General features: G+C 56.6%; 21 protein-coding genes. 4 read left to right on the forward strand and 17 right to left on the reverse strand.

Annotation, left to right across the window (positions count from 1 at the left end):
- Positions 1 to 18: 18 nt before the first annotated feature.
- The 3 genes from QFW87_RS26320 (at position 19) to QFW87_RS26330 (ending at position 4,213) form a co-directional block, all read left to right on the forward strand.
- Positions 19 to 732, forward strand: coding sequence for a DUF1190 domain-containing protein (locus tag QFW87_RS26320; protein ID WP_283181856.1), 714 nt, complete (start codon positions 19 to 21; stop codon positions 730 to 732).
- 12 nt (positions 733 to 744) lie between these two features.
- A complete protein-coding gene (locus QFW87_RS26325; RefSeq protein WP_283189238.1) occupies positions 745 to 1,902 on the forward strand; it encodes a glutathionylspermidine synthase family protein in 1,158 nt (385 codons plus the stop codon).
- Positions 1,903 to 2,008: 106 nt separating this feature from the next.
- On the forward strand, positions 2,009 to 4,213 hold the full coding sequence (locus tag QFW87_RS26330) for an OsmC domain/YcaO domain-containing protein (RefSeq protein WP_129440772.1): 2,205 nt from the start codon (positions 2,009 to 2,011) through the stop codon (positions 4,211 to 4,213).
- Positions 4,214 to 4,278: 65 nt separating this feature from the next.
- On the opposite strand, the gene QFW87_RS26335 is transcribed toward QFW87_RS26330, so the two are convergent.
- Together QFW87_RS26335 and QFW87_RS26340 are read right to left on the reverse strand one after the other, a co-directional pair.
- A complete protein-coding gene (locus QFW87_RS26335) occupies positions 4,279 to 4,806 on the reverse strand; it encodes a single-stranded DNA-binding protein (protein WP_016969466.1) in 528 nt (175 codons plus the stop codon).
- 9 nt (positions 4,807 to 4,815) lie between these two features.
- Positions 4,816 to 6,213, reverse strand: coding sequence for an MFS transporter (locus QFW87_RS26340; protein ID WP_095131472.1), 1,398 nt, complete (start codon positions 6,211 to 6,213; stop codon positions 4,816 to 4,818).
- Positions 6,214 to 6,404: 191 nt separating this feature from the next.
- Here QFW87_RS26340 and uvrA point away from each other — a divergent pair, with 191 nt between their 5' ends.
- Positions 6,405 to 9,239, forward strand: a complete 2,835-nt coding sequence (gene uvrA, locus QFW87_RS26345) for an excinuclease ABC subunit UvrA (RefSeq protein ID WP_283181871.1) — start codon at positions 6,405 to 6,407, stop codon at positions 9,237 to 9,239.
- Between the two features lie 63 nt (positions 9,240 to 9,302).
- On the opposite strand, the gene bfr is transcribed toward uvrA, so the two are convergent.
- The 15 genes from bfr to rpsH all read right to left on the reverse strand — a co-directional run bounded on the left by bfr (position 9,303) and on the right by rpsH (position 18,476).
- The gene (bfr, locus tag QFW87_RS26350) at positions 9,303 to 9,767 is read right to left on the reverse strand and encodes a bacterioferritin (RefSeq protein ID WP_007943775.1); all 465 of its coding nucleotides are present in this window, start codon (positions 9,765 to 9,767) and stop codon (positions 9,303 to 9,305) included.
- Between the two features lie 149 nt (positions 9,768 to 9,916).
- On the reverse strand, positions 9,917 to 11,371 hold the full coding sequence (locus QFW87_RS26355) for a catalase (RefSeq protein WP_283189239.1): 1,455 nt from the start codon (positions 11,369 to 11,371) through the stop codon (positions 9,917 to 9,919).
- Between the two features lie 209 nt (positions 11,372 to 11,580).
- Complete coding sequence (gene rplQ / locus QFW87_RS26360) at positions 11,581 to 11,967, reverse strand: 50S ribosomal protein L17 (protein WP_008145500.1); 387 nt, start codon at positions 11,965 to 11,967, stop codon at positions 11,581 to 11,583.
- A gap of 42 nt (positions 11,968 to 12,009) precedes the next feature.
- Entirely contained in the window at positions 12,010 to 13,011 is a 1,002-nt protein-coding gene (gene rpoA / locus QFW87_RS26365; RefSeq protein WP_003186012.1) for a DNA-directed RNA polymerase subunit alpha, read from the reverse strand.
- 22 nt (positions 13,012 to 13,033) lie between these two features.
- Positions 13,034 to 13,654 (reverse strand): 30S ribosomal protein S4, encoded by a 621-nt coding sequence (rpsD, locus tag QFW87_RS26370; protein ID WP_003210056.1) that lies wholly within the window; start codon positions 13,652 to 13,654, stop codon positions 13,034 to 13,036.
- Positions 13,655 to 13,672: 18 nt separating this feature from the next.
- Positions 13,673 to 14,062 carry a 30S ribosomal protein S11 gene (gene rpsK / locus QFW87_RS26375; protein WP_002555466.1) on the reverse strand — a complete coding sequence of 130 codons (390 nt, stop codon included), beginning with the start codon at positions 14,060 to 14,062 and terminating at the stop codon, positions 13,673 to 13,675.
- Positions 14,063 to 14,092: 30 nt separating this feature from the next.
- Positions 14,093 to 14,449 carry a 30S ribosomal protein S13 gene (gene rpsM, locus QFW87_RS26380; RefSeq protein WP_003186020.1) on the reverse strand — a complete coding sequence of 119 codons (357 nt, stop codon included), beginning with the start codon at positions 14,447 to 14,449 and terminating at the stop codon, positions 14,093 to 14,095.
- 130 nt (positions 14,450 to 14,579) lie between these two features.
- Complete coding sequence (gene rpmJ / locus QFW87_RS26385) at positions 14,580 to 14,696, reverse strand: 50S ribosomal protein L36 (protein WP_002555468.1); 117 nt, start codon at positions 14,694 to 14,696, stop codon at positions 14,580 to 14,582.
- Positions 14,697 to 14,723: 27 nt separating this feature from the next.
- Positions 14,724 to 16,052 carry a preprotein translocase subunit SecY gene (secY, locus tag QFW87_RS26390; RefSeq protein WP_007896784.1) on the reverse strand — a complete coding sequence of 443 codons (1,329 nt, stop codon included), beginning with the start codon at positions 16,050 to 16,052 and terminating at the stop codon, positions 14,724 to 14,726.
- Complete coding sequence (rplO, locus tag QFW87_RS26395) at positions 16,053 to 16,490, reverse strand: 50S ribosomal protein L15 (protein WP_007896782.1); 438 nt, start codon at positions 16,488 to 16,490, stop codon at positions 16,053 to 16,055. It lies immediately after the preceding gene.
- Between the two features lie 3 nt (positions 16,491 to 16,493).
- Positions 16,494 to 16,670, reverse strand: a complete 177-nt coding sequence (gene rpmD / locus QFW87_RS26400; protein ID WP_003186033.1) for a 50S ribosomal protein L30 — start codon at positions 16,668 to 16,670, stop codon at positions 16,494 to 16,496.
- Between the two features lie 2 nt (positions 16,671 to 16,672).
- Positions 16,673 to 17,173 (reverse strand): 30S ribosomal protein S5, encoded by a 501-nt coding sequence (rpsE, locus tag QFW87_RS26405; RefSeq protein ID WP_003186035.1) that lies wholly within the window; start codon positions 17,171 to 17,173, stop codon positions 16,673 to 16,675.
- A 3-nt stretch (positions 17,174 to 17,176) separates the two neighbouring features.
- Complete coding sequence (rplR, locus tag QFW87_RS26410; protein ID WP_003186037.1) at positions 17,177 to 17,527, reverse strand: 50S ribosomal protein L18; 351 nt, start codon at positions 17,525 to 17,527, stop codon at positions 17,177 to 17,179.
- 10 nt (positions 17,528 to 17,537) lie between these two features.
- Entirely contained in the window at positions 17,538 to 18,071 is a 534-nt protein-coding gene (rplF, locus tag QFW87_RS26415; protein ID WP_003176412.1) for a 50S ribosomal protein L6, read from the reverse strand.
- Positions 18,072 to 18,083: 12 nt separating this feature from the next.
- Positions 18,084 to 18,476 carry a 30S ribosomal protein S8 gene (rpsH, locus tag QFW87_RS26420; RefSeq protein ID WP_003186040.1) on the reverse strand — a complete coding sequence of 131 codons (393 nt, stop codon included), beginning with the start codon at positions 18,474 to 18,476 and terminating at the stop codon, positions 18,084 to 18,086.
- Positions 18,477 to 18,631: the final 155 nt, after the last annotated feature.

An 18,631-nucleotide genomic window follows, 5' to 3' on the forward strand; every position in this document is an offset into this window, starting at 1 on the left:
TCGCGCAGGGAGCTCCCGATGAAACGAAGCAAGTACGTTCAACTGTCGCTGGCCGCCTCGGTCGCCATGGCGATATCCGGCTGCGGGCCGACGGAAAAAACCTACCCGGTGCAGAAGAAGTACAACTTCCAGTCCGTCCAGCAATGTGCCGATGAAAAACTCCCGGTAGACGTCTGCTCTGACGCCTACATGGCTGCCATGACGGAGCATCGGCGCATTGCGCCGGTCTACGACAATCAGGCCGATTGCGACGCGGACTTTGTCGCAGACTGGTGCCAGCAAGATTCCACCGGCAAGTTCATCCCGAAACTGGGCGGTTTCGAACTGACCGCCGATGGCGAAGTGACGCAGTCCCAAGTGGACGCGGCCAAGGCCCAACTGCCCGCCTCGGAAGCGAACAGTGGAGGCTCCGGATTCTCCGGCACCAGCCTGCTGACCGGTTTGCTGATCGGCAACATGCTGAGCAACAACCGCAACAGCTTTTTCTCGCAACCGGTGTATCGCTACCGCGATGACCGCGGCGGTTACTCGTCTTCCACGCTCAGCCAGCGGATTGCCAAGGGCTCGACCTTTACCAAGTCCAATCAGGCGAGGTACGGCAGCAGCAACTACGCCGATTCGATTCGTTCCGCCAGCAAGCCGGTGTCGGTTGCCTCGTCCACCTCCCGTGGCGGTTTCGGCAGCAAGGCCAGCGCACGCAGTGGCTGGGGCGGCGGCGGTTCGAGCAGTTAAGGAAACCGGGCCATGAAAAAGATTCTCTGCGCAGAACGTCATGACTGGAAACAGACCGCCGAAAGCCTCGGCTTTCTGTTCCATACCATCGACGACGAACCCTATTGGGACGAGAGCGCGTATTACCAGTTCACGCTCAAGCAGATCGAAAACGATCTCGAAGACCCGACCACCGAAATTCATGAGATGTGCATGGACCTGGTAGCCCGGGTGGTTCAGAGCGAAGAGTTGCTGGAGCGCCTGAGCATTCCTGCGCCGTTCTTCGACATGATTCGGACTTCATGGCTCGAAGGCCACCCGCACCTCTATGGGCGCATGGACTTCTCGTATAACGGCACCGGACCGGCAAAATTGCTGGAACTCAACTACGACACGCCGACCAGCCTCTATGAAGCGGCAGCGTTTCAGTGGGGCTGGCTGGAGCAATGCATCGAACGCGGCTTATTGCCCAAGCATGCCGACCAGTTCAACAGCATTGACACCAAACTGCATCAGGCCTTCGCCCAGCTACAGCTTAAACAGCCTTTCTATTTCGCCTCGATGAAAGACTCAGTCGAGGACAAGGGCACCACCGATTACCTGCGCCTGATCGCCGAAAAAGTCGGAATAGAATCACGCCACATCGACATCGAAGACATCGGCCTCACCGCTGACGGACGTTTCGTCGATCTGGAAGATCGCTGGATTCCTCACCTGTTCAAACTGCATGCGTGGGAGTTCATCTTCCACGAGCCCTTCGGTGCAGCGATTGCCCAGAGTGATACGCAGTTTTTCGAGCCCGCGTGGAAATCCATCATTTCCAACAAAGGCATCCTGCCGCTGCTATGGGACTCCAACAAAGGACACCCGAACCTGCTCGCCGCCCACCTGGATACCAATCCGAACACAGCGGTGCCCAAGGGCTGGGTGCGCAAACCGTTCTTCTCGCGGGAAGGCGCCAACATCGAGTTGCAAACCGCTGAGGGCCTGATCGTAAAAGAGGACGGCCCCTACACCGACGCGCCGTTTATCCTTCAGGAATTCGCACCGTTGCCGCAGTTTGGCGACAGCTACACGCTGATCGGTTCCTGGGTGATCGGCGATCAGGCCGCCGGTATCGGTGTGCGGGAAGACAACAGTCTGATCACCAAGGATTCAAGTCGGTTCTTGCCGCATTTGATACTCGACTGATCCATCCATCGCCGGTGTGGACATAAGTACGATGCCCGCAAGACTTATAGCTGAAATGCCGGATAATGGCGGCCAAATCGTCTAGCCGTTATTCTGGTAATCCCCCATGGAAATCAAGGTCAACTTTCTCGACAACCTTCGACTTGAAGCCAAGTTCGACGACTTCACGGTGGTGGCCGATCAACCTATCCGCTACAAGGGCGATGGCTCGGCACCGGGTCCGTTCGACTACTTCCTGGCTTCGTCGGCGCTGTGTGCGGCTTATTTCGTGAAGCTGTACTGCGACACTCGCAGTATTCCCACCGAAAACATCCGCCTTTCGCAGAACAACATTGTTGATCCGGAAAACCGCTACAACCAGATTTTCAAGATCCAGGTCGAGTTGCCGGCGGATATTTCCGACAAGGACCGCCAGGGCATCCTGCGTTCCATCGACCGGTGTACCGTGAAAAAAGTGGTCCAGGCCGGGCCTGAGTTTGTGATCGAAGAGGTGGAAAACCTCGACGCCGATGCCCAAGCGTTGCTGATGCCTGCTTCTACCTCAGAGGCGAGCACGTATATTGCGGGCAAGGATCTGCCGCTGGAGCAGACCATTGCCAATATGTCGGCCATTCTGGCGGACCTGGGCATGAAGATTGAAATCGCCTCGTGGCGCAATATCGTTCCCAACGTGTGGTCGCTGCATATCCGCGATGCGCACTCGCCGATGTGTTTTACCAACGGCAAGGGCGCAACCAAGGAAGGCGCGCTGGCGTCGGCGTTGGGCGAGTTTATCGAGCGACTCAACTGCAACTTCTTCTACAACGATCAGTTCTGGGGCGAAGAGATCGCCAACGCGCCGTTTGTGCATTACCCGGACGAACGCTGGTTCAAGCCTGGCCGTAAAGATGAACTGCCGGCCGAAATCCTCGACGCGTACTGCCTGAAGATTTACAACCGCGACGGCGAGTTGCGTGGCTCCCACCTGATCGACACCAACTCGGGCAATGAAGAGCGCGGCATCTGCTCGCTGCCATACGTGCGCCAGTCGGACGGCGAAGTGGTGTATTTCCCGTCCAACCTGATTGAAAACCTGTTCCTGAGCAACGGCATGAGTGCCGGCAACACGCTGGCCGAAGCCCAGGTGCAATGCCTGTCGGAGATCTTCGAGCGTGCGGTAAAACGCGAAATCATCGAAGGTGAATTTGCACTGCCGGATGTGCCCGCCGATGTGCTGGCGAAGTACCCCGGGATACTGGCCGGTATTCAGGCGCTGGAAGAGCAAGGGTTCCCCGTATTGGTGAAGGATGCATCCCTGGGCGGTGAATTCCCGGTGATGTGCGTCACGTTGATGAACCCGCGTACCGGCGGTGTGTTCGCCTCGTTCGGCGCGCACCCGAGCCTGGAAGTGGCGCTGGAGCGCAGCCTGACCGAACTGCTCCAGGGCCGCAGCTTCGAAGGCCTCAACGACTTGCCCCAGCCGACGTTTGAAGGCCATGCGGTGACCGAGCCGAATAACTTCGTCGAGCACTTCATCGATTCCAGCGGCGTGGTGTCGTGGCGCTTCTTCAGCTCCAAGTCCGATTACGAATTCGTGGAGTGGGACTTCTCCGGCCAGGGTGAAAACTCGAATGCCGAAGAAGCCGCGACCTTGTTCGGCATTCTCGAAGGCATGGGCAAGGAAGTGTACATGGCGGTCTACGAGCATATCGGCGCGACGGCATGCCGCATCCTGGTGCCGGACTATTCGGAAATCTATCCCGTGGACGACCTGATCTGGGATAACACCAACAAAGCGCTTTTCTTCCGCGCCGATATCCTGAACCTGCATCGCCTGGACGACGACGAACTGCAAGCGCTGGTTGAGCGCCTGGTGGAAAGTGAGCTGGATGACTACACCGACATCACCTCCCTGATCGGCATCGAATTTGACGACAATACGGCCTGGGGTCAGCTGACGATCCTGGAGTTGAAGCTGCTGATTTATCTCGCCTTGCAGCAATTTGAAGAGGCGAAAGAGGCAGTGGAGATGTTCCTGCAGTACAACGACAACACGGTTGAGCGCGGCTTGTTCTACCAAGCCGTCAATGTGGTGCTGGAGATGAAGCTGGACGAAGACCTGGAACTGGAAGACTACGAGGCCAATTTCCGCCGGATGTTTGGCAACGAGCGCACGGATGCCGCGATCGGATCGGTGGACGGCAGCGTGCGTTTCCATGGCTTGACGCCGACCAGCTTGAAACTGGAGGGGCTCGACAGGCACCTGCGGTTGATCGATAGCTACAAGAAACTGCACTCGGCACGGGCCAATGTGACCGCGTTATCGAGTTAATAGCGCCAACAAAAAAGCGAAGCCAGATGGCTTCGCTTTTTTGTTACTGACTGGATAGCTGCTTTTTAGAACGGGATATCGTCATCAAAGCTGTCGAAATCCGGAGCCGGCTGCGGAGCGGCCTGCTGTGGAGCTGGTGCCTGGCGCGACTGTTGCGGTGCCGACTGCTGCGGACGCGGGGCCTGTTGGCGTGGGGCCGGGGCGGACTGCTGGTAGTTGTTGCCCCCGCCTTGTTGGTCGCCCTGTTGTGGACGGCCGCCCAGCAGTTGCATGGTGCCTTGCATGTCGACCACGATTTCAGTGGTGTAACGCTTGATACCGTCTTTTTCCCACTCGCGGGTCTGCAGCTTGCCTTCGATGTAGACCTGCGAACCTTTACGCAGGTACTCGCCGGCGATTTCGGCAACCTTGCCGAACATCGACACACGGTGCCATTCGGTCTTCTCGACTTTCTGACCGGTTTGCTTGTCGGTCCACTGTTCGCTGGTCGCCAGACTCAGGTTGGTCACGGCGTTACCGTTAGGCAAGTAGCGAACTTCGGGATCCTGGCCGCAAGTGCCGACCAGTATGACTTTGTTAACCCCACGGGCCATAACGTTCTCCTAGGCTACGCACGCTGCCCCGGCCGGGTTGTTCACCAGGCGTTCAAGGGTGGTGCGATCCAATAGTTCTGTGTCCAATTTGATGTAAATCGCCGCTTCATCTTCGACGATCACTGCATCTGTTACCCCTACGACGGCCTTCAGGCGCTCGACCAGACCCGCTTCGCGGATCGCCTCGGGCGACAACGGCAAGCGCAGGCTCGTCACGTAGGGAGGTTCGCGCATGGTAACAGCAAAGGCCAGCCAGAGGGCAGCCAGACCGGCGCATCCAAGGAACACAACCGACAGACCGCCATGCTGAAACAGCCAGCCGCCGAGGATGCCGCCCAGTGCCGAACCGAGGAACTGGCTGGTGGAATAAACCCCCATCGCCGTGCCCTTGCCGCCTGCCGGTGAAACCTTGCTGATCAGCGATGGCAACGAAGCTTCCAGCAAGTTGAACGCGGTAAAGAACACCACCGTCCCGATCACCAGAGCTCGCAAGCTATCGCCGAACTGCCAGAAGAATAGCTCAGTGAGCATCAGCGTCGCGACGGCGCCGAGTAAAACTCGTTTCATTTTGCGTTTCTTCTCGCCGTAGATAATGAACGGGATCATGGCGAAGAAGGAAATCAGCAGCGCGATCAGGTACACCCACCAGTGCTGCTCTTTGGGCAGCCCGGCTTTTTCGACCAGCGCCAGCGGCAATGCAACGAAGCTCGACATCAACATCGCGTGCAACACAAAAATGCCCAGGTCCAGACGCAGTAAGTCTGGATGCTTGAGCGTCGGTATCAGTGCCTGGCGCGCAACGCCGGATTCTCGGTGCTGCAACGGCCCGGTCGAGCGCGGCACCATGAACATCACGATTACGATGCCGAACAGCGCCATGCCGCCCGTGGCGAGGAACAACCCGGACAGACCAAAGGCGCGGGTCAACAACGGTCCTACAACCATCGCGACAGCGAACGACAGACCGATCGTCATGCCGATCATGGCCATGGCTTTGGTCCGATGCTGTTCGCGGGTCAGGTCTGACAGCAACGCCATCACCGCCGCGGAAATCGCCCCGGCGCCTTGCAGGATTCGTCCGGCGATCACGCCCCAGATCGAGTCGGCATTGGCCGCCAGCACGCTACCGAGGGCAAAGACGATCAGCCCCAGGTAAATCACCGGACGGCGACCGATGCGGTCGGAAATGAAGCCGAAAGGAATTTGAAAGATCGCCTGGGTCAGGCCGTAAGCGCCAATCGCCAGCCCGATAAGGGCCGGGGTCGCTCCTGCCAGATCCATCCCATAGGTCGCCAGTACCGGCAACACCATGAACATGCCAAGCATACGGAAGGCGAACACCAGGGCCAGACCGCTTGCTGCGCGGGTCTCACTGCCACTCATGCGTTCGCTGTGGGGATCGTGCATGGAAAAACCTCATGTGAACCGGCGGCGATTCTACCAGTCCCATCGATTGACGGGGTATATCGCGACGCTTTGACGCGCTCTGCTGACAGACTCTTCATGTAAGGCTGCAACCCGCTCATTCGATAGTGTGCATCCATCCAGTATTTGGCCGTATACTCCTACGTTTTCGACGCCCGCCGAGCGAGGCCACTTTGGACAAGATCCTGATTCGTGGGGCCCGAACCCACAACCTGAAGAACATCGACCTGACCCTGCCACGGGACAAACTGATCGTCATCACCGGCCTGTCCGGCTCCGGAAAATCATCCCTGGCATTCGACACGCTGTACGCCGAAGGCCAGCGCCGCTACGTCGAATCGCTGTCGGCCTACGCGCGGCAATTTTTGTCGATGATGGAAAAACCTGACGTCGACACCATCGAAGGTTTGTCGCCAGCCATTTCCATCGAGCAGAAATCGACCTCGCACAACCCGCGTTCGACGGTCGGCACCATCACCGAAATCTACGATTACCTGCGCCTGCTTTACGCTCGCGTGGGTATTCCGCGTTGCCCGGATCACGACATTCCGCTGGAAGCCCAGACTGTCAGCCAGATGGTCGACCTGGTCCTCGCCCAACCGGAGGGCAGCAAGCTTATGCTGCTGGCACCGGTGATCCGCGAGCGTAAAGGCGAACACCTTTCGGTCTTCGAAGAACTGCGCGCCCAAGGCTTTGTGCGGGCTCGGGTCAACGGACGGCTCTGCGAGCTGGACGAATTGCCGAAGCTGGATAAGCAGAAGAAGCACTCGATCGATGTGGTGGTCGACCGCTTCAAGGTGCGCGCCGACCTGCAACAGCGCCTGGCCGAGTCGTTCGAGACCGCTTTGAAGCTCGCGGACGGCATTGCCCTGGTCGCGCCGATGGACGACGAGCCCGGCGAAGAAATCATCTTCTCCGCGCGCTTCGCCTGCCCGATCTGCGGTCATGCCATCAGCGAGCTGGAACCCAAGCTGTTCTCCTTCAACAACCCGGCCGGCGCTTGCCCGACTTGCGATGGTCTGGGTGTTAAGCAGTTCTTCGACATCAAGCGATTGGTCAATGGCGAACTGACGCTCGCGGAAGGCGCGATTCGTGGCTGGGACCGGCGCAACGTCTATTACTTCCAGATGCTCGGGTCGTTGGCTTCGCACTACAAGTTCAGCCTGGAAGTGCCGTTCAACGAACTGCCGGCCGATCAGCAGAAGTTCATCCTGCACGGCAGCGGTTCGCAGAACGTCGACTTCAAATACCTGAACGACCGTGGCGACATCGTCAAACGTTCGCACCCGTTCGAAGGCATCGTGCCTAATCTGGAACGTCGCTACCGTGAAACCGAGTCCGCCTCGGTGCGTGAAGAGCTAGCCAAGTTCCTCAGCACCCAGCCTTGCCCGGATTGCCGCGGTACTCGCCTGCGGCGTGAGGCTCGGCATGTATGGGTGGGCGAGAAGACGCTGCCGGCAGTGACCAATCTGCCGATTGGCGATGCCTGTGAGTACTTCGGTGTTCTAAAACTTACTGGCCGTCGCGGTGAAATTGCCGACAAGATTCTCAAGGAAATTCGCGAGCGACTGCAGTTCCTGGTCAACGTTGGCCTGGACTATTTGTCGCTGGATCGCAGTGCGGACACGTTGTCCGGTGGTGAAGCGCAGCGTATCCGTCTGGCCAGCCAGATTGGCGCAGGCCTGGTTGGCGTTCTGTACATTCTCGACGAACCATCGATTGGCCTGCACCAGCGAGACAACGATCGGTTGCTCGGTACGCTCAAGCACTTGCGGGATATCGGCAACACGGTGATCGTGGTCGAGCACGATGAAGATGCGATTCGCCTGGCTGACTACGTGGTGGATATCGGTCCGGGCGCAGGTGTACACGGCGGACACATTGTCGCCGAAGGTACGCCGGCCGAGGTCATGGCTCATCCAGACTCGTTGACCGGCAAGTACTTGTCGGGCCGGGTAAAAATTGCAGTCCCGGCCAAACGCACACCGAGGAACAAGAAGCTGTCGCTGTCCCTCAAGGGCGCTCGCGGCAACAACTTGCGCAATGTCGACCTGGACATTCCAATCGGCCTGCTGACTTGCGTCACCGGCGTGTCTGGCTCGGGCAAGTCGACACTGATCAACAACACGCTGTTTCCTTTGAGCGCCACGGCACTCAATGGTGCAACGACGCTTGAAGCGGCTGCTCACGACAGCATTAAAGGTCTGGAGCATCTGGATAAGGTTGTCGACATCGATCAGAGTCCGATCGGACGCACGCCACGCTCAAACCCGGCGACGTACACCGGACTGTTCACACCGATTCGCGAACTGTTCGCCGGTGTGCCGGAGTCCCGCTCCCGCGGTTATGGTCCTGGACGCTTCTCCTTCAACGTAAAGGGCGGACGTTGCGAAGCTTGTCAGGGCGATGGCCTGATCAAGGTAGAAATGCACTTCCTGCCGGATATCTATGTCCCGTGCGACGTCTGCAAGAGCAAGCGCTACAACCGCGAGACTCTGGAGATCAAGTACAAGGGCAAGAACATCCACGAAACCCTCGAGATGACGATCGAGGAGGCGCGAGTGTTCTTCGATGCGGTTCCGGCCCTGGCGCGCAAGCTTCAGACGTTGATGGATGTCGGCCTGTCGTACATCAAGCTTGGGCAGTCAGCGACCACGCTGTCGGGTGGTGAAGCCCAGCGGGTGAAGCTGTCCCGCGAACTGTCCAAGCGCGATACCGGCAAGACGCTGTATATCCTCGATGAGCCGACAACTGGCCTGCACTTCGCTGATATTCAGCAGTTGCTCGACGTATTGCATCGATTGCGCGACCACGGCAACACTGTGGTGGTGATCGAACACAACCTTGATGTAATCAAAACAGCCGACTGGCTGGTGGACCTGGGGCCGGAAGGCGGTTCAAAGGGCGGTCAGATCATTGCCGTCGGTACGCCGGAAGAAGTGTCGGAGATGAAACAGTCTCATACCGGCTTCTACCTCAAACCGCTGCTGGAGCGCGATCGGGCCTGAATCCAGCGCACAAAAAAGCCCCTGTCACTTGCTCAGCGACAGGGGCTTTTTGTATCGGTGCAATCAGGCGTGAGATTGCAGGTAGTTCTCGAGACCGATCAACTTGATCAGACCCATCTGCTTTTCAAGCCAGTAGGTGTGGTCTTCTTCGGTGTCATGCAATTGAACCCGCAGCATCTCGCGACTGACATAGTCCTTGTGCTGTTCGCAGAGCTTTATACCCTTGCAGAGCGCGGCGCGGACTTTGTATTCAAGTCGCAGGTCAGCGGCAAGCATGTCCGGCACGGTAGTGCCGACATCAAGGTCGTCCGGGCGCATGCGCGGCGTACCTTCGAGCATCAGAATTCGGCGCATCAGGGCATCAGCGTGCCCGGCTTCTTCTTCCATCTCGTGGTTGATACGTTCGTAGAGCTTGGTGAAACCCCAGTCCTCATACATCCGCGAATGGACGAAATATTGATCACGCGCCGCCAGTTCGCCGGTCAGCAACGTGTTGAGGTAATCGATTACGTCTGGGTGGCCTTGCATCGCCCTACATCTCCCTGCTTGAAAGTCTGTAGTTTGAACCAAGCAGACTGTTTGGTCACTCTGCTTGCGCGATAAAAGCGAAGATATTCTGAGAAAAGTGGTTTAAATAACGCAAAAACCGCCCAGATGAGGGCGGTTCTGCTTCTCGTTTAGACTTCGTTAAGCTGTACGCCCAACGCCGCTGCGATTGCTTCTCCGTACGCCGAGTCGGCCCTGAAGAAATGCTGTAATTGACGATCAATCACGTCGCCGGAGACGCCGCCCATGGCGCCGGCAATGTTGTTGACCAGCAGGGCTTTCTGCTCATCACTCATCAGACGGAACAGCGCACCGGCGTGGCTGTAATAGTCGGTATCTTCGCGATGATCGTAACGATCAGCCGCCCCGCTTAGAACCAGCGCGGGCTCTGCATAGCGAGGCGCTTGTTTCGGCGATTCGATGTAGCTGTTCGGCTCGTAGTTAGGTGTTGCACCGCCATTGCTGCCAAACGCCATCGAACCGTCGCGCTGATAGCTGTTTACCGGGCCGCGAGGCGCGTTCACCGGCAATTGCTGGTGGTTGGTGCCAATGCGGTAGCGGTGAGCATCTGCGTAAGCGAACACTCGCCCTTGCAGCATGCGGTCAGGCGACAAACCGACACCCGGGACCATGTTGCTCGGCCCGAACGCCGCTTGCTCGACTTCAGCAAAATAGTTCTGTGGGTTGCGGTTAAGCTCCAGTTCGCCAACTTCGATCAGCGGAAACTCTTTCTGCGACCAGGTTTTGGTCACGTCAAACGGGTTCTCGTAGTGCGCCGCGGCCTGTGCCTCCGTCATGATCTGGATGCACACGCGCCATTTCGGGAAATCACCGCGCTCAATCGCGCCGAACAGATCACGCTGTGCGTAATCCGGATCGGTACCGGCCAGGCGTGCTGCTTCTGCTGGCGCCAGGTTTTTAATCCCTTGCTTGGTTTTGTAGTGCCACTTCACCCAGTGGCGCTCGCCATTGGCGTTGATCAGGCTGTAGGTGTGACTGCCGAAGCCGTGCATGTGACGGTAGCCATCGGCGATGCCGCGGTCCGAGAACAAAATAGTGACCTGGTGCAACGCCTCAGGTGAGTGCGACCAGAAGTCCCACATCATTTGCGCGCTTTTCAGATTGCTTTGTGGCAGACGTTTTTGGGTGTGAATAAAGTCCGGGAATTTCAAAGGATCGCGGATGAAGAACACTGGCGTGTTGTTGCCGACGATGTCCCAGTTACCTTCTTCGGTATAGAACTTCAGGGCGAAACCACGTGGATCACGCTCAGTATCAGCAGAACCGCGCTCGCCGCCCACGGTGGAAAACCGCAGGAAGGTTGGGGTTTGCTTGCCGACAGATTCAAACAGTTTGGCGCTTGTGTACTCGGTGATGTCCCGAGTTACGGTGAACGTACCGTAAGCACCCGAACCTTTGGCGTGTACACGGCGCTCTGGGATGTTTTCACGGTTGAAGTGGGCAAGCTTCTCGATCAGGTGAAAGTCGTCGAGCAGCAGCGGGCCACGAGGGCCGGCGGAACGGGAATTCTGGTTATCAGCGACAGGAGCGCCACTGGCGGTGGTAAGTGTTTTATTTTGGCTCATGCAATGTCTTCCTCTGTCAGTCTTTCCTACTGCCGGCTAATCGGCTGAGAGGGAGTATTGACCATCAACATGGCACCATCAAATTCATTAAATTGTGAGAATCGATAGATAAATACTAATGAGGCTTTATCGCTTAGGCTTTTCGATACTTTTCGAGCGCGCACAAAAAACCGGGCACTAGGCCCGGCTCTTCGTTTCAGACTGACGTCTTACTCAGCGGATACAGCTTCACCACCGGCAGGACGATCAACCAACTCGACGTACGCCATAGGCGCGTTGTCGCCAGTGCGGAAACCGCACTTGAGGATGCGCAGGTAGCCACCCTCACGGGTAGCGTAACGCTTGCCCAGGTCGTTGAAGAGCTTACCAACGATAGCTTTCGAACGAGTGCGGTCGAAAGCCAGACGGCGGTTAGCCAGGCTGTCTGTCTTGGCCAAGGTGATCAGCGGCTCAGCAACGCGACGCAGTTCTTTAGCTTTCGGCAGTGTAGTTTTGATCAGCTCGTGCTCGAACAGCGACACTGCCATGTTTTGAAACATGGCCTTGCGGTGCGAGCTAGTGCGGCTCAGGTGACGACCACTTTTACGATGACGCATGGTTCATTCCTTACCAAACACAACGTTCGGTGATTACGACGATCAGGCAGTCGCCTTGTCGTCCTTCTTAAGACTTGCAGGCGGCCAGTTGTCGAGGCGCATGCCGAGGGACAGACCGCGGGAGGCCAGAACGTCCTTGATTTCAGTCAAGGATTTCTTGCCAAGGTTCGGAGTCTTCAACAGCTCTACTTCGGTACGCTGAATCAGGTCACCGATGTAGTAGATGTTTTCCGCCTTAAGGCAGTTAGCCGAACGTACAGTCAGTTCCAGATCGTCAACCGGGCGAAGCAGGATCGGATCGATCTCGTCTTCCTGCTCGACAACCACTGGCTCACTGTCACCTTTGAGGTCGACGAACGCAGCCAACTGCTGTTGCAGAATGGTTGCAGCGCGGCGAATTGCCTCTTCAGGATCCAGAGTACCGTTGGTTTCCAGATCAATAACCAGCTTGTCCAGGTTAGTACGCTGTTCGACACGGGCGTTTTCCACCACGTATGCGATACGGCGAACCGGGCTGAACGAAGAGTCAAGCTGCAAGCGACCGATGCTGCGGCTTTCGTCTTCATCGCTCTGACGCGAGTCTGCCGGTTCATAACCACGACCACGAGCTACGGTGAGCTTCATGTTCAGGGCGCCGTTAGACGCCAGGTTAGCGATTACGTGATCGGGGTTAACGATCTCGACATCATGATCCAGCTGAATATCGGCAGCGGTAACCACCCCCGAACCCTTCTTCGACAAGGTCAGCGTAACTTCGTCACGGCCGTGCAGCTTGATAGCCAGACCTTTAAGGTTCAACAGGATTTCAATTACGTCTTCCTGTACACCTTCGATGGCGCTGTACTCATGGAGCACACCGTCAATCTCGGCCTCGACTACTGCGCAGCCGGGCATTGAGGACAACAGGATGCGGCGCAGCGCGTTGCCCAGGGTGTGGCCAAAACCACGCTCGAGAGGCTCGAGAGTGATCTTGGCGCGGGTTGGACTGACAACCTGCACATCAATATGGCGGGGTGTCAGGAACTCATTTACCGAAATCTGCATGGATGCACCTATTTTCTAGCCCTTACTTGGAGTAGAGCTCGACAATCAGGCTTTCGTTGATGTCGGCGGACAGATCACTGCGAGCAGGAACGTTCTTGAAAACGCCCGACTTCTTCTCAGTGTCTACTTCTACCCATTCTACGCGGCCACGTTGGGCACACAGATCGAGAGCTTGGACAATGCGAAGTTGGTTCTTTGCTTTCTCGCGAATCGCGACCACGTCACCAGCACGAACTTGGTACGACGGCACGTTTACGGTCTGACCGTTAACGCTTACGGATTTGTGCGATACCAGCTGACGGGATTCGGCACGAGTAGAGCCAAAACCCATACGGTATACAACGTTGTCCAGACGGCATTCGAGCAGTTGCAACAGGTTTTCGCCAGTTGCGCCTTTCTTGCCAGCAGCTTCTTTGTAGTAGCCGCTGAATTGACGCTCGAGAACGCCGTAGATACGACGGACCTTCTGCTTTTCACGCAGTTGGGTGCCGTAATCGGACTGGCGACCGCGGCGTTGGCCGTGGATACCAGGTGCTGCTTCAATGTTGCACTTCGATTCGATCGCGCGCACGCCGCTCTTCAAGAAGAGATCGGTGCCTTCGCGACGAGCGAGTTTGCATTTTGGACCAATGTAACGAGCCATTCTTTACAATCTCCTGGATTACACGCGGCGCTTCTTCGGCGGACGGCACCCGTTGTGCGGGATTGGCGTCACGTCGGTGATGCTGGCGATCTTGTAGCCACAGCCGTTCAAAGCGCGGACTGCAGATTCACGACCTGGACCTGGACCTTTGACGTTAACGTCGAGGTTTTTCAGGCCGTATTCCAGCGCAGCTTGACCAGCACGTTCAGCAGCTACTTGAGCAGCAAACGGCGTGGACTTGCGGGAACCGCGGAAACCCGAACCACCGGAGGTAGCCCAGGAAAGAGCGTTGCCTTGACGGTCGGTGATGGTCACGATTGTGTTGTTAAAAGATGCATGGATGTGGGCGATGCCATCAACCACTGTCTTTTTAACTTTTTTACGAGGACGAGCAGCAGGTTTAGCCATGATTAATTTCCTGTCGATTCGCTGGGGCGATTACTTGCGGATCGGCTTACGCGGACCTTTACGGGTACGCGCGTTAGTCTTGGTACGCTGACCGCGCACTGGAAGACCACGACGATGACGCAGACCGCGATAGCAACCGAGGTCCATCAAACGCTTGATTTTCATGTTGATTTCGCGACGCAGGTCACCTTCAGTGGTGAACTTCGCCACTTCGCCACGCAGCTGTTCAATCTGCTCGTCGCTCAGATCTTTGATCTTTGCGGCTGGGTTTACCCCAGTCACTGCACAGATCTTCTGTGCAGTAGTGCGACCAACACCATAGATGTAGGTCAGCGAGATAACAGTATGCTTGTTATCTGGAATGTTAACGCCTGCAATACGGGCCATTCAGTGGGACTCCAATTGACAGCTACCTACGCCCCGGAAGCCAAGAAATAGGGCGCGAGATAATATCGCTGTAATAACAAATAATCAACCCGGCAGCGCACTAGCTGCCGGGCTTGAAGCACAATCACACTCAGCCTTGGCGCTGTTTGTGACGCGGTTCCGCGCTGCAAATTACTCGAACAACACCTTCGCGGCGAATAATTTTGCAGTTACGGCACAGCTTTTTCACCGATGCACGAACTTTCATCACCAACTCCTCGAACCTTATGGGTACTCAGCGCAACATGCCGCTGCCGTAACCCTTCAGGTTGGCTTTCTTCATCAGGGATTCGTACTGGTGCGAAACGAGGTGCGATTGTACTTGAGACATGAAGTCCATCACAACCACGACCACGATCAGCAACGAGGTCCCGCCAAGGTAGAACGGAACGTTTGCTGCAACCACCAGGAACTGGGGCAACAGGCACACGGCCGTCATATATAGAGCACCGAACAGGGTCAAACGAGTCAGAACGCCATCAATGTAGCGCGCAGACTGCTCACCTGGACGGATGCCCGGAATAAAGGCACCGGACTTCTTCAGGTTTTCCGCTACGTCTTTCGGATTGAACATCAACGCCGTATAGAAGAAGCAGAAGAAAATAATCCCTGCACTAAACAGCAGAATATTCAACGGCTGACCAGGAGCGATCGACTGCGAGATGTCCTGCAGCCAGCCCATACCTTCAGACTGACCAAACCAGGTACCCAACGAAGCCGGGAACAGCAAAATGCTGCTCGCGAAAATGGCTGGTATAACACCGGCCATGTTCACCTTCAACGGCAAGTGGCTAGTCTGCGCAGCAAAGACCTTACGACCCTGCTGACGCTTGGCGTAATGAACAGCAATACGACGCTGACCACGCTCAATGAACACCACGAAACCGATAATCGCTACTGCCAGCAAACCGATGGCAACCAAGGCAAAAATGTTGATATCACCCTGACGCGCAGACTCGAAAGACTGCCCGATCGCTCTCGGAAGACCGGCGACGATACCTGCGAAAATCAACATCGAGATACCGTTGCCAACACCACGCTCAGTAATCTGCTCACCCAGCCACATCATGAACATCGCACCAGCCACAAACGTGGATACCGCGACGAAATGGAAGCCAAAGTCACCAGTGAACGCAACGCCCTGCCCTGCCAGACCAATGGACATGCCAATTGCCTGAACGAGAGCGAGGACGACAGTGCCGTAGCGGGTGTACTGAGCGATCTTGCGACGCCCAGCTTCACCTTCCTTCTTCAACTGTTCCAGCTGCGGGCTGACGGCGGTCATCAGCTGCATGATGATCGATGCCGAAATGTACGGCATGATTCCCAGTGCAAAGATGCTCATCCGCTCCAGCGCGCCGCCGGAAAACATGTTGAACAAGCTAAGAATGGTCCCCTCATTCTGTCGAAACAGGTCCGCGAGTCGGTCCGGGTTGATACCTGGAACCGGGATGTGTGCGCCTATTCGGTAGACGATAATCGCCAGGAACAGAAAACGCAGACGAGCCCAGAGTTCAGACATACCGCCTTTGCCGAGCGCAGAGAGAGCACCTTGCTTAGCCATTTATTCCTCGAACTTGCCGCCAGCTGCTTCGATAGCCGCACGCGCACCTTTGGTGGCGCCGATTCCCTTTCCGATGGTGACAGCGCGAGTAACTTCGCCGGACAGCATGATTTTCACACGCTGTACGTTGACGTTGATCACGTTGGCATCTTTCAGGGACTGCACGGTGACGATGTCGCCTTCCACTTTAGCCAGCTCGGACAAACGCACTTCTGCGCGATCCATGGCTTTCAGGGAAACGAAACCGAACTTCGGCAGGCGACGATGCAGCGGCTGTTGACCGCCTTCAAAGCCTGGAGCAATGGTGCCACCGGAGCGGGAGGACTGACCTTTGTGGCCACGGCCACCGGTCTTGCCCAAACCACTACCGATACCACGGCCCGGACGATGCTTTTCGCGACGGGAACCCGGCGCTGGACTCAGATCATTGAGTTTCATCGATTAACCCTCGACACGCAGCATGTAGTAAGCCTTGTTGATCATCCCGCGATTCTCGGGAGTATCAAGTACTTCTACAGTGTGACCGATGCGACGCAGACCCAGACCCTTAACGCACAGTTTGTGGTTAGGGATGCGGCCGGTCATGCTTTTGATCAGCGTAACTTTAACGGTAGCCATGATCAGAAGATCTCCTTGACGCTTTTTCCACGCTTGGCGGCAATGGATTCAGGAGACTGCATAGCTTTCAAACCTTTGAAAGTGGCGTGAACCACGTTTACCGGGTTAGTCGAGCCGTAGCACTTGGCCAGAACGTTCTGAACACCAGCAACTTCGAGGACAGCACGCATAGCGCCGCCAGCGATGATACCGGTACCTTCAGAAGCAGGCTGCATGTACACCTTCGAAGCGCCGTGAGCGGACTTCATCGCGTACTGCAGAGTGGTGCCGTTCAGGTCAACTTGGATCATGTTGCGGCGAGCAGCTTCCATTGCCTTCTGGATCGCAGCAGGCACTTCACGCGACTTGCCACGGCCGAAGCCAACACGCCCTTTACCATCACCAACCACGGTCAACGCGGTGAAAGTGAAGATACGGCCGCCTTTAACGGTTTTGGCTACGCGGTTAACTTGAACCAGCTTCTCGATGTAGCCTTCGTCGCGCTTTTGGTCGTTATTTGACATAACTTAGAACTCCAGCCCAGCTTCACGAGCAGCATCAGCCAGCGCCTTGACGCGGCCGTGATACTTGAAGCCAGAGCGGTCGAAAGCCACCTGCGAGACGCCAGCGGCTTTAGCACGCGTAGCGACCAGCTGGCCAACCTTAGTGGCCGCGTCGATGTTGCCAGTGGCGCCATCACGCAGTTCTTTATCCAAAGTCGAGGCACTTGCCAGAACTTTGTTGCCGTCGGCCGAAATGACCTGGGCGTAGATGTGCTGCGACGAGCGGAACACGCAGAGACGCACGACTTCGAGTTCGTGCATTTTCAGGCGTGCTTTGCGAGCGCGACGCAGTCGAGTAACTTTTTTGTCGGTCATTTGCTATGCCCTACTTCTTCTTGGCTTCTTTACGACGGACGACTTCGTCCGCGTAGCGCACACCTTTGCCTTTGTACGGCTCTGGTGGACGGAAGTCGCGGATCTCGGCGGCCACTTGACCTACCAGCTGCTTATCGATGCCCTTGATCAGGATATCGGTCTGGCTAGGAGTCTCAGCGGTGATGCCTTCCGGCAGTTCATAATCCACTGGGTGCGAGAAGCCAAGAGCCAGGTTCAGCACTGTGCCTTTTGCTTGCGCTTTGTAACCAACACCGACCAGCTGGAGCTTGCGCTCGAAGCCTTGGCTTACGCCTTGGACCATGTTGTTTACCAACGCACGAGTGGTACCAGCCATTGCGCGAGTTTGTTGATCGCCATTGCGAGCAGCGAAACGCAGCTCACCAGCTTCTTCAACGATCTCAACGGACGAATGGATGTTCAGTTCGAGAGTGCCCTTGGCACCCTTCACCGAAAGCTGTTGACCTGCGAATTTGACTTCGACACCGGCTGGCAGCTTAACGGGGTTCTTAGCGACGCGTGACATGCTTATCCCCCCTTAGAACACAGTGCAAAGAACTTCGCCGCCGACACCGGCAGCGCGCGCAGCACGATCCGTCATCACACCTTTGTTGGTGGAGACGATAGACACACCGAGACCGCCACGAACTTTTGGCAGATCATCGACGGACTTGTACTGACGCAGGCCTGGACGGCTAACGCGCTTCACTTCTTCGATGACCGGACGGCCTTCGAAGTACTTCAGCTCGATGGACAGCAGTGGTTTGATTTCGCTGCTGATCTGATAACCCGCAATGTAACCTTCGTCCTTCAGGACTTTGGCAACAGCTACCTTCAAAGTAGAAGATGGCATGCTTACGACGGACTTTTCAGCCATCTGGGCATTACGGATTCGAGTTAGCATGTCCGCTAACGGGTCCTGCATACTCATGGGCTAGACGCTCCTAATACAAAAAAATTAGCCTTGCGGCTACTACTTGTCGCCGAGCTCATCCATGCGGAAAAAGCACGGGCTCAGGCGAGCCGGGTATTCTAGACACACCCCACAAATGAATCAAGCCCCAAAAGGGGCTTGATTCAAGTCCA

It is taken from the genome of Pseudomonas sp. PMCC200344 (assembly GCF_030053095.1).
Classification (GTDB): Bacteria; Pseudomonadota; Gammaproteobacteria; order Pseudomonadales; family Pseudomonadaceae; genus Aquipseudomonas; species Aquipseudomonas svalbardensis.

Bases quoted from the DNA above. Each gene is read 5' to 3' on its own strand.
- QFW87_RS26320 (WP_283181856.1), top strand. From the start codon at position 19: ATGAAACGAAGCAAGTACGTTCAACTGTCGCTGGCCGCCTCGGTCGCC.
- QFW87_RS26325 (WP_283189238.1), top strand. From the start codon at position 745: ATGAAAAAGATTCTCTGCGCAGAACGTCATGACTGGAAACAGACCGCC.
- QFW87_RS26330 (WP_129440772.1), top strand. From the start codon at position 2,009: ATGGAAATCAAGGTCAACTTTCTCGACAACCTTCGACTTGAAGCCAAG.
- QFW87_RS26335 (WP_016969466.1), bottom strand. From the start codon at position 4,806: ATGGCCCGTGGGGTTAACAAAGTCATACTGGTCGGCACTTGCGGCCAG.
- QFW87_RS26340 (WP_095131472.1), bottom strand. From the start codon at position 6,213: ATGCACGATCCCCACAGCGAACGCATGAGTGGCAGTGAGACCCGCGCA.
- bfr (WP_007943775.1), bottom strand. From the start codon at position 9,767: ATGCAAGGCCACCCAGACGTAATCGATTACCTCAACACGTTGCTGACC.
- QFW87_RS26355 (WP_283189239.1), bottom strand. From the start codon at position 11,371: ATGAGCCAAAATAAAACACTTACCACCGCCAGTGGCGCTCCTGTCGCT.
- rplQ (WP_008145500.1), bottom strand. From the start codon at position 11,967: ATGCGTCATCGTAAAAGTGGTCGTCACCTGAGCCGCACTAGCTCGCAC.
- rpoA (WP_003186012.1), bottom strand. From the start codon at position 13,011: ATGCAGATTTCGGTAAATGAGTTCCTGACACCCCGCCATATTGATGTG.
- rpsD (WP_003210056.1), bottom strand. From the start codon at position 13,654: ATGGCTCGTTACATTGGTCCAAAATGCAAACTCGCTCGTCGCGAAGGC.
- rpsK (WP_002555466.1), bottom strand. From the start codon at position 14,062: ATGGCTAAACCTGCTGCTCGTCCTCGTAAAAAAGTTAAAAAGACAGTG.
- rpsM (WP_003186020.1), bottom strand. From the start codon at position 14,449: ATGGCCCGTATTGCAGGCGTTAACATTCCAGATAACAAGCATACTGTT.
- rpmJ (WP_002555468.1), bottom strand. From the start codon at position 14,696: ATGAAAGTTCGTGCATCGGTGAAAAAGCTGTGCCGTAACTGCAAAATT.
- secY (WP_007896784.1), bottom strand. From the start codon at position 16,052: ATGGCTAAGCAAGGTGCTCTCTCTGCGCTCGGCAAAGGCGGTATGTCT.
- rplO (WP_007896782.1), bottom strand. From the start codon at position 16,490: ATGAAACTCAATGATCTGAGTCCAGCGCCGGGTTCCCGTCGCGAAAAG.
- rpmD (WP_003186033.1), bottom strand. From the start codon at position 16,670: ATGGCTACCGTTAAAGTTACGCTGATCAAAAGCATGACCGGCCGCATC.
- rpsE (WP_003186035.1), bottom strand. From the start codon at position 17,173: ATGTCAAATAACGACCAAAAGCGCGACGAAGGCTACATCGAGAAGCTG.
- rplR (WP_003186037.1), bottom strand. From the start codon at position 17,527: ATGACCGACAAAAAAGTTACTCGACTGCGTCGCGCTCGCAAAGCACGC.
- rplF (WP_003176412.1), bottom strand. From the start codon at position 18,071: ATGTCACGCGTCGCTAAGAACCCCGTTAAGCTGCCAGCCGGTGTCGAA.
- rpsH (WP_003186040.1), bottom strand. From the start codon at position 18,476: ATGAGTATGCAGGACCCGTTAGCGGACATGCTAACTCGAATCCGTAAT.